The organism is Bacteroides ovatus (genome assembly GCF_001314995.1).
Lineage (GTDB): Bacteria > Bacteroidota > Bacteroidia > Bacteroidales > Bacteroidaceae > Bacteroides > Bacteroides ovatus.
This window is the reverse complement of sequence record NZ_CP012938.1, coordinates 1064951-1082889: the sequence shown is the minus strand read 5'-3', so window position 1 is coordinate 1082889 and position 17939 is coordinate 1064951. Positions and strand designations below refer to the sequence as shown.

Genomic DNA, 17939 nt, shown 5'->3' with positions numbered 1-17939 from the left:
AAAACAGTTAATAGTCAAAAATGAGTTCACGCTTTCCTTTATATATAATAGGTATAGTGTTGTTTGCCTCTTTTTTTTCGTGCACTGATATGGTGCCGACCAAAGAGGTGCGCCTGATTGATTCATTAAACGGGAAAGCGTATGCTTATCGTTATCGAAGCCTGGATTCTTCTTATAAATATGCCAATGAAGCCTATAGACAGGTGAATTTCTACAAGTCGGGGAAAGCGGAAGCATCCAACAACCTGGGGTTCTGTGCTTTTATGGCTATGGACTTTGACCGGGCGGAAGCGTTGCATAAGGAAGTATATAAACTGACTAAAAATGAACTCGAACTGTTGATTGCCGACATCGGACTGATGAAAATCTGTCAGCGGACGGCTATGAACAAAGAATTTTATGATTATCGTAATAGTGCGCTCAAGCGCATGAAACGTATTCGTGAAGAGAGTGATTTGTTTGCCGACCGTCACGAGGCACTACGGCTGGATTATGCATTCACCGAATTTTTCATCGTTTCTTCTATTTATTATTACTATCTGCAGCAACGGCAGGAGGCCATCACATCTCTTAACCGGATTCCGGAAGATGAAGCTTTGACAGATACTAATCAGTTGCTTTATTATCATTATATTAAAGGTTCGGCCTCGTTGGTGGAAGCAACCAAGCCGGAAGACCGGAAAATGCGTGAGTTCGACCAACTTTATATTACCTGGCGGACAGCTGTTCAGACTAATCATCCTTATTTCGAAGGAAATGGTCTGCAAGGATTGGCTAATCTGATGGTTTCACCTAATAATTTCGAACTTTTTCGGACGAGAAGGGGATATGCGCTGGATCAGTTTGGGTTTCCCGTAGATTCGCTTTTGCCTTTGCGAATGGCACAGCGTGCGCTTGAAAAATTTCGTGAGTACAATGATTTGTATCAGATTGCTGGTGCGTATGTGTCTATCGGTAAATATATGAATGAGCACGGACGTTATACGGAGGCATTGGATACGCTTGCAAAAGCGTTAGATTGTGTGAATCAACATCACATGCTCTATTATCACCATGCGGCGGATACATTGGATAAACTACATGTTTTTGTAGAAGGAGATACGACTTATACCGGGGTTCCATGGATCATGCAGGAAGATGTGAGAACGGTACCTGAATGGATCTCAAGGATTCGGGAGCAATTGAGCGTGTCGTATGCGGGGCTCGGGATGAAGTATGCTTCTGATTACAACCGGAATATATATTTGGATATTTTAAATTATACCCGTCAGGATAAGGAGTTGGAGAGCCGCTATCTTTCATTGGAAGCCGATTCACGACAAATGACGCTTGTACTTTCTTTGGTTATTGTCGGACTTGTATTGGTGGTTATTCTTTGGTGGTTTTTCAATAAACGGTCTAAAATAAGGAATCAGGTAGACGTGGAGCGTCTGCAACGGATTCTGACTCTTTGCCGGGATATAACTTCGTCCATTCCGATGAATGTTCCATTAATTCAACAAGGTATCGATCAATTATTTGGGAAAGGACGTCTTCAACTGGAAATTCCGGAGGAAGGAAAAGCGGCACTGGTTCCTCTGCATCGGTTGAACCGTGATGAAAAAGCATTGGTGCATGTGCTTGAACCGTATATTGTTTGGGCTGCGGACAATGAGCAGATGGTGGAAGCGTTGAGTGACGAGCGGATGCAGTTGGAAAAGCAACGGTATGTTTACGAACAACATATTGCGGGAAATAAACGTCAGAATCTTATAAAGAAGGCTTGTCTGGGCATTGTCAATGGTATTAATCCTTATATTGACCGTATCTTGAACGAAGTGCATAAGTTGACGGAGCGGGGGTATATTGATAATGCGAAGATTAAGAAAGAGAAGTATCAATACATTGATGAGCTGGTAACTACGATTAATGAGTACAACGATATTCTGGCTCTTTGGATTAAGATGAAGCAAGGAACGCTTAGCCTGAATATTGAAACTTTCAGTCTCAATGAACTGTTTGAGCTGCTAGGCAAGGGAAGACGTGCTTTTGAAATGAAAAATCAGAAGTTGGAAATTGAACCGACTACGGTTATGGTGAAGGCCGACCGGGCACTAACTTTGTTTATGATTAATACGCTGGCGGAAAATGCCCGTAAATATACTCCGGAAGGAGGAACAATTAAAGTGTATGCCCGTATTACGGAGGATGCGTATGTCGAGATCTCTGTGGAGGATAACGGAAGAGGTATTTCCGAAGAGGATGTGGCGCATATCATTGGTGAGAAGGTGTATGATTCCCGCGTGATCGGAATGAAGAATGCAGCCGATCCGGAAGTGTTGAAAGAAAACAAAGGTAGTGGTTTCGGATTGATGAATTGTAAGGGAATCATTGAGAAGTATAAGAAAACGAATGATTTATTCCGGGGATGCGTTTTTGATGTGGAGAGTGAACTGGGGAAGGGAAGCCGTTTTTATTTTCGTTTGCCTTCGGGAGTGCGTAAAGCAATGGGGGTATTGTTGCTTTGCTTGTTGCTTCCGTTGGGGATGGTTTCTTGTCTGCATGATCCGATTCCTCCCATGTTGCAGGATGGCGATTCGATTGTAGTAGTTATGGATTCTGCGTATGAGGATTTGCTGGATGTAGCGTCGGATTATGCGAATGCTGCCTATTTTGCTAATGTGGATGAAAATTATGAGTTGGCTTTGCAATATATAGATTCTGCAATGCTTTTTCTGAATGAGCATTATGAAAAATATGCGCGTCCGGATCGTCCACATCGGTATATGAAGCTGGTAGGTGAGGGAACGCCTGCTGAAATCAGTTGGTGGAACGAATTGTTTGATTCGGATTATCATGTAATTTTGGATATCAGGAATGAGGCAGCGGTTGCTTTTCTGGCTTTGAAACAGTTGGATGCATATAGTTATAATAATTCGGCATTTACGGATTTGTATAAGTTGCAGGGAGAGGATCAAACTCTCGAAGCATATTGCCGGCAGTTGGAGCGTTCGAATACCAATAAGACGGTAGGGATTATTTTATGCTTTGTTTTATTGATTGTTTCGTTGGTTGGATATTATTTTCTGTACATGAGAAAACGTTTGCAGAATCGTTTGAATCTCGAACAGGTACTTGAGATTAACCAGAAGGTGTTTGCTGCATCTTTGGTGAGACCGCAGGAACAGGAAAATGCAGAGGCACTTCAACGGGAAGAGAGTACGCTTAAAGAAATTCCGCAGCGGATTGTGGATGAAGCATTTGGTTCGGTAAATGAATTACTGACGATTGACCGGATGGGAATTGCCGTTTATAATGAAACGACACACCGGCTGGAATATGCTTCTCGTCCCGGACAGGAAATGCCGGAAATGGTAGAGCAGTGTTTTAGTTCCGGGAAATATCTTTCTGAACAGCATCTTCAGGCAATTCCGCTGATGGTGGAAGCAGGGGGCGAGCATCAATGTGTCGGTGTGCTTTATCTGGAGCGCAGAGAAGGAACGGAACAGGAGACGGATCGACTGCTTTTTGAACTGGTAGCTCGTTATGTGGCTATTGTCGTGTTTAACGCAGTGGTGAAACTGGCTACAAAATATCGGGATATCGAGTCGGCACACGAAGAAACACGTCGGGCTTCCTGGGAAGACAGCATGTTGCATGTTCAGAATATGGTGCTTGACAACTGTCTGTCGACTATTAAACATGAGACGATTTATTATCCGAATAAAATCAAGCAGATTGTAGGGCGGTTGAATGCGCAGAATCTTTCGGAAACGGAGGAGCGTGAAGCGGTGGAGACTATGACGGAATTGATTGAATACTATAAGGGAATCTTTACGATTTTGAGCTCGTGTGCTTCCCGTCAATTGGAGGAGGTCACTTTCCGGCGTACGGTGATTCCGGTACAGGAACTTTTGGATGCTGCCGGAAAATATTTCAAGAAGTTGATAAAGAATCGGCCGGAGAGGATAGAATTGGAAATAGAGCCGATGGAGGCGAAGGTGATAGGAGACGTGAATCAGTTGCGTTTTCTATTGGAGAATTTGATTGATGAAGCATTGACTGTACGTGAAGATGGAGTGATACGTTTGCAAGCGCGCAAGGATAATGAATATGTTCGTTTCCTCTTTACGGATACGAGACGCGAGAAGAGTGTGGAAGAGTTGAATCAACTATTTTATCCGAATCTGGCACGTATGACTTCCGGTGAAAAAGGGGAGTTGAGGGGAACGGAATATCTGGTATGTAAGCAGATTATCCGTGACCACGACGAATTTGCGGGGCGTAGGGGATGCCGTATCAATGCCGAGCCGGCTGAAGGCGGCGGGTTTACGGTTTATTTCACTATTCCGCGCCGATAAAAGGAAAACACATAAAAGTTATTAGATAAGGAACATGGAAGAACAGAAGTTTAAAGTTATTATTGTAGAGGATGTAAAACTGGAGTTGAAAGGGACAGAAGAAATATTCCGTCATGAAATACCGAATGCAGAAGTGATCGGCACGGCAATGACGGAAAGTGAGTTTTGGCCGTTGATGGAGGCCCAGCTTCCCGATCTGGTATTGTTGGACTTAGGACTGGGAGGTTCTACGACCATTGGTGTTGATATTTGCAAGAATATATTCAAACGTTACAAAGGAGTTCGGGTATTGATCTTCACGGGTGAGATTCTGAACGAAAAGTTGTGGGTGGACGTATTGAATGCCGGTGCCGATGGAATCATCCTCAAAACGGGTGAGCTACTGACGAAAACAGATGTACAGGCTGTGATGGATGGAAAGAAATTGGTATTTAACTATCCGATTCTGGAAAAGATTGTAGATCGTTTCAAGAAATCGGTAGCCAATGATGCCAAGCGTCAGGAGGCTGTCATCAGTTATGATATTGATGAATACGATGAACGTTTTCTCCGTCATCTGGCTTTGGGTTATACGAAAGAGATGATTGCCAATCTGAAAGGAATGCCTTTTGGTGTGAAATCATTGGAGAAACGGCAGAATGATCTTATCGGACGTCTTTTTCCGAATGGAGAACGAGTGGGAGTGAATGCTACCCGGTTGGCAGTACGTGCATTGGAATTGCGTATTATTGATCTGGATAATCTGGAGCCTGACGAGGAGTAGTTGCTAAAGCAAACGAAAAATAATCCCGGAAAATGATGAAGAATAAATGGCGTATGCCCCATCCCGCTACGATGTTCCTTCTGCTAACAATGGCAGTGGTCTTTCTTTCATGGATATGCGATATCTATGGGTTGAAAGTGACATTGCCACAAACAGGTGAGGACATCCGTGTACAAAGCCTGTTGAGTCCCGAAGGAATCCGTTGGTGGTTGCGGAACGCTATTAAGAATTTCACGGGCTTTGCTCCGTTAGGTATGGTGATAATTGCTATGTTTGGATTGGGAGTGGCACAACATTCCGGTTTTATTGATGCATGTATCCGCATGGGGGTGGGAAACCGACAGGAAAAGAGGAAGATCGTCTTGTGGGTGATTGTACTTGGCTTGTTGTCGAATGCCATTGGTGATGGTGGATATATCATTTTATTGCCTATTGCTGCTATGCTGTTTCAATGGGTGGGGCTTCATCCGATTGCAGGGATTGTTACGGCTTATGTTTCCGTTGCATGCGGGTATAGTGCTAATATTGTATTGAGTACGATGGACCCGTTGTTGGCGCATACCACGCAAGAGGCTGCACTGGCACAAACGGGTTATCAGGGGAATACAGAACCTCTTTGCAATTACTTTTTTATGAGTGCTTCAACGGTGGCCATTACGGCTATTGTGTATTGGATTACTCAAAAATGGCTTCTTCCTACGTTAGGTAAGTATGAAGGCAGTATGAAGGTGGTGGCTTACCATCCTCTGTCTCGTAAAGAGCGGCGTGCCATTATGATTTCCATTGTTGTGGCAGCTATCTATGTGGCTCTTATCTTGTGGCTTACTTTTTCTTCTTATGGAATTTTGCGGGGTGTGAATGGTGGTTTGATGCATTCGCCTTTTATTGCCGGTATTTTGTTTTTGCTTTCTTTGGGAGCAGGTATTACGGGAATGGCTTATGGATTCAGTTCCGGACGGTATCGCACTGACAATGATGTGATTGAAGGACTTACGCAGCCAATGAAGCTTCTTGGAGTGTATTTCGTTATCGCTTTCTTCGCTGCGCAGATGTTTGCCTGTTTTGAATATTCCCATCTGGATAAATGTCTGGCGATTATGGGGGCTGACTTACTTTCTTCGTTTGAACCGGCTCCTTTGTCTGCTCTTGTTCTGTTTATTCTGTTTACGGCATTGATAAATCTGATTATGGTATCTGCTACCTCCAAATGGGCTTTTATGTCTTTTATCTTTATCCCGATGTTTGCACAGATGGGAATTGCTCCGGATATAGCACAATGTGCTTTCCGTATCGGAGATAGTTCGACGAATGCCATTACTCCTTTCTTATTCTATATGCCTCTGGTGCTTACCTATATGCGGCAATATGATAAGCAGATTACGTATGGTTCATTGCTGAAATATACTTGGAGATATTCATTAGGCATCCTGGTTGTCTGGACATTGCTGTTTATCGTTTGGTATTTGTTGAAAATACCGATGGGATTGTAGGGTTAAGGAATGATTGCCGGGCTCCGGTTTATCTGATTGGAATTTTGTTTTTCTGAATTAATCGCTATATTTGCACCGTTCCTTAAAGAAAGACAACGAATGAATCTACCAGAAATCTCTGAAAATCTAATTGAACAGTTAAATCACGGTAATACAAAAGCATTTGATAAAATCTATCATACCTACTACCTTTATTTGTGTGCGATAGCTGTTTATTATGTGCATGACAAGAGGGTGGCAGGGGAGATTGTGAATGATGTCTTTGTCGCTTTTTGGCAGAATCGCCACCATATCACTCACCCGGCTCTTCCGTACTTGCGGCGTGCTATTCAAAACGCAAGTATTAGTTATCTGCGTTCTTCCTACTTCAACGAAAAACAGATGACGGAACAGATGGAAGAAATCTGGGCTTTTCTCGAAAATCATATTCTTTCTTCCGATAATCCTTTGCAGGCATTGGAGCATAGCGAAATGAATACCATCATCATGAAGAAGGTGGAGGAATTGCCAGCCAAATGCCGTGCCATATTTAAAGCAAGTTTGTATGAGGGTAAGACATACAGTGAAATTGCCAAGGAGCAGAATATTAATGTGACCACTGTAAGAGTACAGATGAAAATAGCATTGACTAAGCTACGCGAATCACTGGGTACACCTTATATGATAGCTATTTTGATGTTTCTCTAAAAAAAATCGCTTTTCTTTTAAACGTTTCTTTTTTTATTGCGTATCTAGTTATATACACCCATAGAAAAAGTACGTTTATGAATGACTCTTATCATATAGAAGAATTGGAAATCCGGATAAGCAACTATCTGTCCGGTAACTGCACCGAAGAAGAGAAAGAAGCTCTGTTCGCTTATCTGGCTTCCAATGAAGATGCAGCTAAAATTTTCCGGGAGATGTCCGCAGTATGGGCTGTTTCTTCTGTGCCTGCATTTGCCAAAGTAGAGGATGCTAATTTATCACAGATAAAAGAAAAAATAGCCGCTGCTGAGATGAAACCTGTCCGTTCGCGGAAGATAGTTCCTGTGTGGCTGAAGGTAGCTGCTGCAATTATTTTGTTGTTGGGCTGTAATTACTTCTGGTACACTTATACTGAAAATCTTACGGAAGTATATACGAATGCGGATTCTCCTTATGAAATTAAAGTGCCAGCTGGTTCGCGGACGAATATTGTGCTTCCAGATGGAACAGAGGTTTCATTGAATGCGGGTTCTGTGTTACGTTATTGCCGTGGGTTCGGTATTCGTGAACGTGATGTAACACTTGATGGCGAAGGATATTTCAAGGTGGCGAAAAATGAGAAGATTCCTTTCTTTGTAAATACGAATGGTGTACAGGTAAAGGTGGTAGGGACTGTTTTTAATGTACGCGCTTATGATGACGATAATTATGTAATGGTATCTTTGTTGGAAGGTCGTGTCAATTTAGCCACTTTGTCCGGTTCGGTAATGAAACTATTCCCTAGCGAACAGGCTTTTTACGATAAGAATACGGGCCGCATGGAGAAAATGAAATCAAATGCTAGTTCTGCCTGTGACTGGTTGGATGGTGGCCTGACATTTGAAGATGCTCCGTTTGCCGACATCGCACACCGTCTGGAGCGCAAATTCCAGGTGAAGATCAGTTTAGAGAGTGAACGTCTGAAAGCGGAACGCTTTTCCGGATGTTTCAATAGTAATCAAAGTATCAATGATATATTGGGAGAAATCAACGTTGAGAAGCAATATACATGGAAAGTTAGTGGAGACACTATCTTTATAACTGACAAGAAAAAGGAGGTAAAATAAGAAAAAGTAAAGTATGATTGGGAACTTAGTCGATAGATATATCGGCGGTTCAGCGTTGTATAGAAAGATATTATGTTAACCTTTAATAGTGAAAAATATGAGATTAATAGTAAAAAGAATATTATTAATGCTTCTGCTTTTGTCTGTAGGAAACGTTTTGACTGGTGGTTTCCAGCTATCGGCACAGGAACAAAGTAAGCGATTCAGTGTGAAAGTAGATAATATTACTTTGAAAGAAGCCATTGAAGTAATAAAGAAGCAAGGCAATTACTCTTTCCTGATTCGTAATAATGACATTGATTTGAATAGGAAAGTCTCTGTGAATATAAATAACGGTACTATTAATGATGTGATGGGACAATTGCTGGCCGGTACGGACGTCAGTTATGAAGTGAACGGACCCCGGGTGATTATGTTCCATGCAGTGACGCCGCAGAAAGAACAGGAAAAAGCGTTTGTCTTAAAAGGTAGAATCACTGATCCTACAGGTGAAGGGGTGATTGGGGCAAATGTGAAAGTGGTCGATTCTACGGAAGGTACCATTACGGATATGGATGGCAATTTTTCTTTGATGGTTACTCCGAATGCCCGTTTATCCATATCGTATATCGGCTATGCCACACAGGAAGTGGTGGTGAAAGATCAACGTCCTCTCAATGTAACTTTGAAAGAAGATACTCGGTTAATAGACGAAGTAGTAGTTGTTGGTTACGGCGTACAAAAGAAAGCGAACCTGACAGGTGCGGTGAGCAGTGTGAAGATGGATGATGTTTTAGGTGACCGTCCGGTGGTGTCTGTGAGTGACGCTTTGAAAGGGGCAATGCCCGGCTTGCAGATTACAGGTAATTCAGGAAGACCCGGTGAAGAAATGAGTTTCAACATTCGTGGTGTCAACAGTTTGGATAAGAATGGGAAACCGCTGGTGCTGGTAGATAACGTGGAGATGGATATTAATATGCTCGATCCGAACGATATTGAATCGGTGACTGTTTTGAAGGATGCGGCATCTTCTGCTATTTACGGAGCACGGGCAGCTTTCGGTGTGATTTTGATTACTACAAAGAAAGGCTCGGATGCAACTAAACTCTCTATTAATTATTCAAATAACTTCTCTTTTAGCAGACCTGCCAATATGCCTCATAAGGCTACTCCGCTCCAAACGGTACAGGCTTATAAGGACATGGGGACAATCAATTATCAAAGTGGTCAGAACGTAGATACCTGGTTGGGACTTTTGAAGGAATATAATGCTAATCCGTCTGCATATCCGGATGGTTATGCAATGGTGGACGGGCTGCGTTATAGCTTGGCAGAAACTGATCTTTTCGATGATATGATGGAGACTGGTTTCCAGCAAACTCATAATATCTCGGTAGGTGGCGGTACGAAAGATATTTCTTATCGTTTCTCCTTCGGTATGGTGAATGAAAATGGGGTACTGGCTTCGGATAAAGATACGTACAAGCGTTACAACGTGTCTTCTTATCTCCGCTCGGATGTGTTTTCATGGATTACTCCGGAATTGGATATTAAATATACGAACTCGAACTCTTCATTGCCGGAAACTTCCGGAGGATATGGTATATGGGGAGCAGCAGTCGCATTCCCTTCTTATTTCCCTACTGGAACAATGAATATTGACGGCGAAGAATTACCGATCAATACTCCTCGTAACTTGATTGATCTGGCATATCCGACAACTATTCAAAAGAATAATCTTCGTATTTTCGGAAAGGTTACGATCAGTCCTTTGAAGAATGTGAAGTTGATTGGTGAGTATACATTCAATCATCTAAGTAACGAGAAAACGAAATTTGAGAAGAAGTTCTATTATGCACATGGAGGTAACTTTGTGAAAGAGGTTTCCACTGCCAATTCCAAGTATGAATATTCCAATGGTATTACGGATTATAATGCATTGAACTTCTATGCTAACTATAACAACTCATGGGGCAAACATGATGTAACGGTGATGGGAGGTTTCAATCAGGAGAGTAGTGATTATCGTTATGCTGAGATGTCGCGTATGAATATGATTAATGAAGATCTGCCGTCTATTTCGCAGTCGACAGGTGATTATTTTGCTAAAGACAAATTTGAACGTTATACGGTAAGAGGGTTATTCTATCGCATTAACTATTCGTTTGCCGGCAAGTATTTGCTTGAAACGAACGGACGTTATGACGGTTCTTCCAAATTCCCGAAGAATAGCCGTTTCGGTTTCTTCCCTTCGGTTTCCGCCGGATGGCGTATCAGCGAGGAAGCGTTTATGAAACCTTTGAACTCTGTTCTTTCGAACTTGAAATTGCGTGGTTCTTGGGGTAATATTGGAAATCAGAGCATCACTCCTTACGCATATATTCCCGGTATGGATGCGGAACAGGCTTATTGGACTGTTTCCGGTATTAAAGTTACTACTTTGAAACCAGCTGCTTTGGTTAGCAATAGCTTTACTTGGGAAAAAGTAACGACAATTGATGTCGGATTCGATCTTGGGCTATTGGATAACAGATTGAATATGGTGTTCGACTGGTATCGTAGAGATACTAAGGGTATGCTTGCTCCGGGCTCTGAACTTCCGGGTGTATTAGGTGCAAGTGCCCCTTTACAGAACACGGCTGACCTTCGTTCTAAAGGTTGGGAAATCTCGGTTGACTGGAACGATCAGATCGGAAAAGTGAAATATAGCATAGGCTTTAATCTTTACGATGCGAAAACAAAGATTACTAAATACAACAACGAAACAGGACTGTTTGGCAAGGACAAGAACGATAATGAAACATTTCGCGTAGGAATGGAACTGGGTGAAATTTGGGGGTATGTGACCGATCGTTTGTACACAGTGGATGATTTCGATGCAGATGGCAAACTGAAACCGGGTATTGCTAAAGTGGAAGGTTATAATCCGAATCCGGGAGATATATTATATAAGGACTTGGATGGTAATGATATTATCAACAGTGGTACCAGTACAACGAAAGATCCGGGAGACCGTAAAATCATTGGTAATAATACCCGGCGTTATCAGTATGGTATTCATGGTAGTGCAAGTTGGAACGGTTTTTCTCTGTCATTCTTGCTGCAAGGAGTTGGTAAACGAGATTTGTGGGTGATGAACGATCTGTTTTATCCGCATTATGATGCTTGGACTACCGTTTATGATTCACAGTTGAATTATTGGACTCCGGAAAATACGAATAGTTATTTCCCCCGTATTTATGAGAAAGCGGCCGGAAATACAGATGCCAATACACGTGTACAGACTCGTTATCTACAGGATGGATCGTACTTAAGTATTCGTAATATAACGCTTTCTTATAATTTCCCGTCTAAGTGGATGAGTAAGATTGGAGTTAATAATCTGGCTGTGTTCTTCAGTGGTGAGAATCTTTATACGTTCGACCACTTGCCGAAGGGACTTGATCCGGAACGTTCTGTCACGGATGATTTAGGACAACGTGGTTTTACCTATCCGTATATGAGACAGTATTCGTTCGGTATAAACCTTTCATTCTGATTGTTTCACAATTTAAAGAGTAATTATTATGAATAAATATATACTATGTGTAAGCGTTAGTCTTTGTTTGTTGATGTCGTCTTGTCTAAATGACGAATTTCTGGAGGTTTATCCCAAAGGACAGCAAACAGAAGCATCGGTCTTTACTACCTATGACAACTTTAAAACGTATACATGGGGATTGTATAACGTGTTCTTCGGATATACGTATGATACAGGGCAAACGGATGAAATTTTCCGTGGTGATTTTGAATCGGATAACATGATAAAAGGATTGGATGGATATGAAGGTCAGTGGGCATATCGCAAAGCAAAGGCTACGGATGAGTCTAAAGATTGGGATTATGATTATATCCGTCGTGTTAACCTGATGCTCGATAATATTGATCATTCGGAAATGAGTGAAACCGAGAGGGAGCATTGGAGAAGTGTGGGATATTTCTTCCGTTCTTATAAATACTTTCAGATGCTTTCTAAATTTGGTGATATTCCTTGGGTAGAGCATGCTTTGACTGAGGAAAGTCCCGAGCTTTATGGAAAACGTGATAGTCGTGACTTGGTGGCTTCCAATATTCTGTCTAATTTGAAATATGCGGAAACACATATTGGCAGTAATATCGAAGCGGATGGGAAAAATACAATTAATATGTATGTGGTGAAAGCTCTTATTTCCCGTTTTGCTTTATTTGAAGGAACTTGGAGAAAATATCATGGTTTGTCGGGAGTGGATACTTATCTGGAAGAATGTGCCCGTGCTTCTGAAGAGGTGATTAAGCAATATCCGAATGTGCATCCTAAATATGATGAGTTGTTTAATTCGGAAACACTGGATGGGGTGACAGGTATTCTTTTGTATAAGGCTTATGAAACCGGACAGTTAATGCATGGTTTGACCCGTATGGTGCGTACAGGTGAATCTTATATTGAGGCAACGAAAGACGCGGTAGACAGTTATCTTTGTACGGATGGACGACCGGTTAGCACGACGACTAGCCGTTATGGGGGTGATAAGAATATGTATGGACAATTCCGTGATCGTGATTACCGGTTGTATTTGACGATCTGTCCTCCATATATGGTGAAGAAAGAAAACGGACCCAGTACGGCTGATTGGAAATATACGGATAATGCACAGGACAGGGAATTTATAGATTTAATGGCTACGATTTCCGGTGAAACTTATCATCGTTTGCCGTCTTCCAACTTTAAAGGATTCACCGTGCAAGGACAACCTCACTTTAAGAATATGAACTGGGGACAGGGCTGGAACGCTTCCCAAATGGGCTTCTGGGTATGGAAATATTATAATACACATACTGTAGCTACCAACGCGAATGGGGTGAATACAACAGATGCCCCGCTGTTCCGTATAGGTGAGGTGATGGTAAACTATGCCGAAGCGATGTGCGAATTGAACAAATTCGACCAGGCTGCTGCGGATAAGTCTATTAACAAACTTCGGGCAAGAGCTAATGTGGCGAAAATGGTGGTGAATGATATTAATGATGCTTTTGATCCGAAGCGTGATCCTTCCGTTCCTGCTCTTTTGTGGGAAGTGCGTAGAGAGAGACGAGTTGAATTGATGGGCGAAGGTTTCCGTTTGGATGATTTGCGCAGGTGGAAGAAAGGAGACTATGTTAACAAACAACCGCTGGGTGCCTATGTGACAGGGGCTTCGGCCAAGAATTTGAAAGTAACGGGTGGTGCAGGTGCTGATGAAGGATATGTTTATTTCTTTGATACCCCGCTTGGATGGCAGGAACATTATTATCTGTATCCGTTGCCTTTGAAGCAATTGGCGTTAAATACGAATTTGGAACAAAATCCGGTATGGACAAAGTAATTTTAAATTGAAATGATGCACAAGACCTGTAATATTTTAGTATATTGCAGGTCTTGAAAATTTAAGGTAGAAAATGAAAAATAGAATATCAATAAAATATGCGTTTTTTTGTGGAACAGCTTGCTGCATCTCATCTATACTACGTGCACAACAGGATGCATCCCAAATGAATGTGCTTTTTATAATGGCTGATGATATGCGCCCCGAACTGGGGTGTTACGGGGTAGATGTAGTGAAAACTCCTAATATGGACCGTTTGGCGGCAAGTGGCGTCTTGTTTCAGAATGCGTATTGTAATATTCCTGTGAGTGGGGCATCCCGGGCTAGTTTATTGACGGGTGTATATCCTCATTACCCCGATCGCTTTATTAGTTTTTCCGCCTATGCCAGCAAAGATTGTCCCGAAGCAATACCTATTTCGGGATGGTTCACCCGGAATGGTTATCATACTATTTCGGACGGCAAGGTGTTTCATCATATCAGCGATCATGCGGATTCGTGGAGTGAGCCTCCTTACCGGAATCATCCGGATGGATATGATGTATATTGGGCGGAATATAATAAATGGGAACTTTGGATGAATTCGGAATCGGGAAAAACGGTTAATCCGAAAACGATGAGGGGACCTTTTTGTGAATCTGCTGATGTTCCTGATACTGCCTATGATGATGGGAAACTTGCAAACCGAGCTATTCGTGACTTGAAAAGGATGAAGGAGGCTGGCAAACCTTTCTTCTTGGCTTGTGGTTTCTGGAAACCTCATTTGCCGTTCAATGCCCCAAAGAAATATTGGGATTTATATAAACGGGAGGAAATACCTTTGGCTACCAATCGTTTCCGACCTGAAGGATTGCCGGAGCAGGTTCGTAATTCAAGCGAGATATATGCGTATGCACGGGTTGCGGATACGAGTGATATTGACTTCCAGCGGGAGGTAAAACATGGATATTATGCTTGTTTGAGTTATGTGGATGCGCAGATCGGCAAGGTATTGGATGCATTGGATGAACTGGGATTATCGGATAATACAATTGTGGTTTTGTTGGGGGATCATGGCTGGAATCTGGGAGAACATGATTTTATAGGTAAACATAATCTGATGAATACTTCTACTCATGTACCGTTGATTGTCCGTGTGCCGGGAATGAAAAAAGGAAAAACAAAATCGATGGTGGAATTTGTTGATTTGTACCCGACTTTATGTGAACTTTGTAAACTGCCTGTTCCCGCTGAACAGTTAAGCGGGCAAAGCTTTGCCGGGGTATTCAAGAATCTGAAAGCTAAGACGAAAGGTGAAGTCTATATTCAGTGGGAAGGAGGAGATAATGCCGTTGACCGGCGTTATAGTTATGCGGAATGGATGAAAGGCGACGTGAAGAAAGCCAGTATGTTGTTTGACCATCGGATTGACGGGAAGGAAAACAAGAATCGGGTCGATGAAAAAAAATATAAGAATAAGGTTGAATCATTATCTTCTTTTATCAGAATAAAGAAGTCATCATTAAAGAAATAATATGAAAACAGTTTTATTACAGTCCAGCCGTTTGGTATCGGTTGTTTTATTCATGCTTTACGGAATGTCGATGTTTGCCCAGCGACAGGATATCTTGCTAAATAATGATTGGAATTTCCGGTTTTCGCATCAGGTACAGAAGGGAACAGGGGTAAGAGTTGATTTGCCTCATACTTGGAATGCGCAGGATGCTTTGTCCGGTAAGATAGACTATAAACGGGGAATTGGTAATTATGAGAAGAATTTATTTATTCGTCCCGAATGGAAAGGAAAACGTCTTTTTATTCGTTTCGAAGGAGTGAATAACATTGCAGATGTGTTTATAAATCGTCGTCATATAGGTGAGCATCGTGGGGGATATGGAGCTTTTATCTTTGAGATCACAGGAAAGGTGGAATATGGAAAAGAAAACTCTATATTAGTACGGGTGAATAATGGTGAACAGTTGGATATTATGCCTCTGGTCGGTGACTTTAATTTTTACGGAGGTATTTATCGTGATGTACATTTGTTGATTACTGATGAGACGTGTATTTCTCCTTTGGATTATGCTTCCCCCGGAGTACGTCTGATACAGGATAGTGTGAGCCATCGGTATGCTAAGGTACGGGCTATTGTTGATTTATCAAACGGGAGTAGTGGTAATCAGGAAGTGGAGCTTAACGTACGCCTGTTAGATGGTCAAAGGGTGGTGAAAGAAGGAACAAAGAATGTGAATCTTTCTGGAAACGAAGTAATGCAGCAGGAACTTACATTTGAAATCGATCAGCCTCATTTGTGGAATGGTCGTCAGGATCCTTTCCTTTATCAGGCGGAAGTGACTCTTTTCCGGAATGGTCAGATGGTAGATCGTGTTACACAACCGTTGGGACTTCGTTTTTACCGGATCGACCCTGATAAAGGTTTTTTCCTGAATGGAAAACATTTGCCTCTTCAAGGCGTTTGCCGTCATCAGGATAGGAGTGAGGTGGGCAATGCGCTGCGCCCGCAACACCATGAGGAAGATGTGGCATTGATGTTGGAGATGGGAGTGAATGCTGTTCGTTTGGCGCATTATCCGCAGGCTACTTATTTTTATGATCTGATGGATAAAAATGGTATTATTGTATGGGCTGAAATACCTTTTGTGGGTCCTGGTGGATATAATGATAAAGGTTTTGTGGATTTACCTGCTTTCCGTGCCAACGGAAAAGAGCAGCTCAAAGAACTGATTCGTCAACATTATAATCATCCTTCTATTTGTGTATGGGGGCTGTTTAATGAGTTGACGGAGTTGGGAGATAATCCGGTTGAGTACATCAAAAAATTAAATGTGCTGGCACATCAGGAAGATACTACCCGGCCTACGACCTCCGCAAGTAATCAAATGGGAGATTTGAATTTCATAACGGATGCTATTGCTTGGAACCGTTATGATGGATGGTATGGTGGCACTCCCGCTGATTTGGGGAAATGGTTGGATCGAATGCATAAGGATCATCCGGAAATATGTATTGCTATCAGTGAATATGGTGCCGGTGCAAGTATTTACCATCAACAAGATTCGTTGGTTAAAACTGTACCAACCAGTTGGTGGCATCCTGAAAACTGGCAGACGTATTATCACATTGAAAACTGGAAAACAATCTCTTCCCGTCCTTATGTATGGGGGAGCTTTGTCTGGAATATGTTTGATTTTGGCGCTGCACATCGCACTGAAGGAGACCGTCCCGGAATTAATGATAAAGGTTTGGTTACCTTCGACCGGAAAGTTCGTAAAGATGCTTTCTACTTCTATAAGGCCAACTGGAATAGGGAAGAACCAATGCTTTATTTAACAGGCAAACGTAACACAGTACGTACACAACATTTGCAAACAATTACTGCTTTCACGAATCTGTCAGGAGCCGAATTGTTTGTAAACGGTAAGAGTTATGGTAAAGCAATACCGGATTCGTATGCTATTCTGGAATGGAAAAATGTGGAACTAGAACCTGGTGAAAATGAAATAAAGGTTGTTTCCACTAATAAGAAGTTACCTTTGAGCGATAGTTTTCATTGTAGATTGTGATAGGTAGTTTAAATGCTAATCGGAAAGAGCACTGTAAACAAAGTAGGTTTGCAGTGCTTTTTTCTAGGGGTTTCTCTTTTGGGAGATAATAATCCTTCCTGAATCTATAACAGCGGATAATGATACTCCAACAGTATAACAGATCATATCTGACCATAGAAAACCATGTCCAAAGATTAATGCTCCAAGTGTGGTGTTTCGTACAGTATTTGCCCAGTCTGCTTGGTATAGTTGGCTAATTTCTATACAATAAGAAAATAATAAGGAAATAACAATGGTCTTGAGTATAGATAATGACGGGAAAAGAAAGCGTATTCCACAATACACCATGGCTGCCCAAAGCGTATCGCCTGAATACTCTGCGATAAATTCGGGCAATATATCACCATGTTTTCGGGAAGCCAATCCTAACACTATAATTGCGGAAGTAATTGCTAAATAAATCCAACGTTTGTTTTTCACGCAGTAATGTTTTAGTATGGTGCAAATTTATAAAATTAAGTTGGATAACTTGGCAGGATGGATCAAACTCTGATAAAAACAGATTTTATTTACATACTAAACTTTTCGTTCTTTTGAAATGTTATAAGGTCGTTCGAGCTTTATCTCGATAAATGTGTTCATAACCAA

At 41.9% G+C, this 17939-nt stretch carries 10 protein-coding genes; 9 read left to right on the top strand and 1 reads right to left on the bottom strand.

All coding sequences use genetic code 11. The features are described 5' to 3' along the window. The first annotated feature begins 20 nt into the window (after positions 1–20). The 9 genes from Bovatus_RS04260 to lacZ4 all read left to right on the top strand — a co-directional run bounded on the left by Bovatus_RS04260 (position 21) and on the right by lacZ4 (position 17309). Complete coding sequence (locus tag Bovatus_RS04260) at positions 21–4340, top strand: DUF5113 domain-containing protein (RefSeq protein WP_081015844.1); 4320 nt, start codon at positions 21–23, stop codon at positions 4338–4340. Positions 4341–4374: 34 nt separating this feature from the next. Further along, entirely contained in the window at positions 4375–5103 is a 729-nt protein-coding gene (locus Bovatus_RS04255) for a DUF5932 domain-containing protein (RefSeq protein WP_004295828.1), read from the top strand. 35 nt (positions 5104–5138) lie between these two features. Then, positions 5139–6593, top strand: a complete 1455-nt coding sequence (locus Bovatus_RS04250) for an AbgT family transporter (RefSeq protein ID WP_004325842.1) — start codon at positions 5139–5141, stop codon at positions 6591–6593. A 99-nt stretch (positions 6594–6692) separates the two neighbouring features. Next, positions 6693–7280 (top strand): RNA polymerase sigma-70 factor, encoded by a 588-nt coding sequence (locus tag Bovatus_RS04245; protein WP_059365507.1) that lies wholly within the window; start codon positions 6693–6695, stop codon positions 7278–7280. Positions 7281–7357: 77 nt separating this feature from the next. Further along, positions 7358–8386 (top strand): FecR domain-containing protein, encoded by a 1029-nt coding sequence (locus Bovatus_RS04240; RefSeq protein ID WP_004295831.1) that lies wholly within the window; start codon positions 7358–7360, stop codon positions 8384–8386. Positions 8387–8513: 127 nt separating this feature from the next. After that, the gene (locus Bovatus_RS04235; protein ID WP_052587799.1) at positions 8514–11903 is read left to right on the top strand and encodes a TonB-dependent receptor; all 3390 of its coding nucleotides are present in this window, start codon (positions 8514–8516) and stop codon (positions 11901–11903) included. 28 nt (positions 11904–11931) lie between these two features. Then, a complete protein-coding gene (locus tag Bovatus_RS04230) occupies positions 11932–13746 on the top strand; it encodes a RagB/SusD family nutrient uptake outer membrane protein (RefSeq protein ID WP_052587800.1) in 1815 nt (604 codons plus the stop codon). Between the two features lie 73 nt (positions 13747–13819). Next, positions 13820–15259: a sulfatase gene (locus tag Bovatus_RS04225; RefSeq protein ID WP_004295834.1), complete on the top strand. Its 1440-nt coding sequence runs from the start codon at positions 13820–13822 to the stop codon at positions 15257–15259. A gap of 52 nt (positions 15260–15311) precedes the next feature. After that, positions 15312–17309, top strand: coding sequence for a beta-glucuronidase LacZ4 (gene lacZ4, locus Bovatus_RS04220; protein WP_004295835.1), 1998 nt, complete (start codon positions 15312–15314; stop codon positions 17307–17309). Between the two features lie 63 nt (positions 17310–17372). Here the strand turns inward: lacZ4 and Bovatus_RS24555 are convergent, their stop codons facing one another. Further along, positions 17373–17771, bottom strand: coding sequence for a ribosomal maturation YjgA family protein (locus Bovatus_RS24555; RefSeq protein WP_004295836.1), 399 nt, complete (start codon positions 17769–17771; stop codon positions 17373–17375). Positions 17772–17939: the final 168 nt, after the last annotated feature.

What these genes read in the sequence shown, in the direction of transcription:
- Bovatus_RS04245 (WP_059365507.1), top strand. Translation starts at nt 6,693, where the DNA reads ATGAATCTACCAGAAATCTCTGAAAATCTAATTGAACAGTTAAATCAC.
- Bovatus_RS04260 (WP_081015844.1), top strand. Translation starts at nt 21, where the DNA reads ATGAGTTCACGCTTTCCTTTATATATAATAGGTATAGTGTTGTTTGCC.
- Bovatus_RS04230 (WP_052587800.1), top strand. Translation starts at nt 11,932, where the DNA reads ATGAATAAATATATACTATGTGTAAGCGTTAGTCTTTGTTTGTTGATG.
- Bovatus_RS04250 (WP_004325842.1), top strand. Translation starts at nt 5,139, where the DNA reads ATGAAGAATAAATGGCGTATGCCCCATCCCGCTACGATGTTCCTTCTG.
- Bovatus_RS04255 (WP_004295828.1), top strand. Translation starts at nt 4,375, where the DNA reads ATGGAAGAACAGAAGTTTAAAGTTATTATTGTAGAGGATGTAAAACTG.
- Bovatus_RS04225 (WP_004295834.1), top strand. Translation starts at nt 13,820, where the DNA reads ATGAAAAATAGAATATCAATAAAATATGCGTTTTTTTGTGGAACAGCT.
- lacZ4 (WP_004295835.1), top strand. Translation starts at nt 15,312, where the DNA reads ATGCTTTACGGAATGTCGATGTTTGCCCAGCGACAGGATATCTTGCTA.
- Bovatus_RS04240 (WP_004295831.1), top strand. Translation starts at nt 7,358, where the DNA reads ATGAATGACTCTTATCATATAGAAGAATTGGAAATCCGGATAAGCAAC.
- Bovatus_RS04235 (WP_052587799.1), top strand. Translation starts at nt 8,514, where the DNA reads ATGCTTCTGCTTTTGTCTGTAGGAAACGTTTTGACTGGTGGTTTCCAG.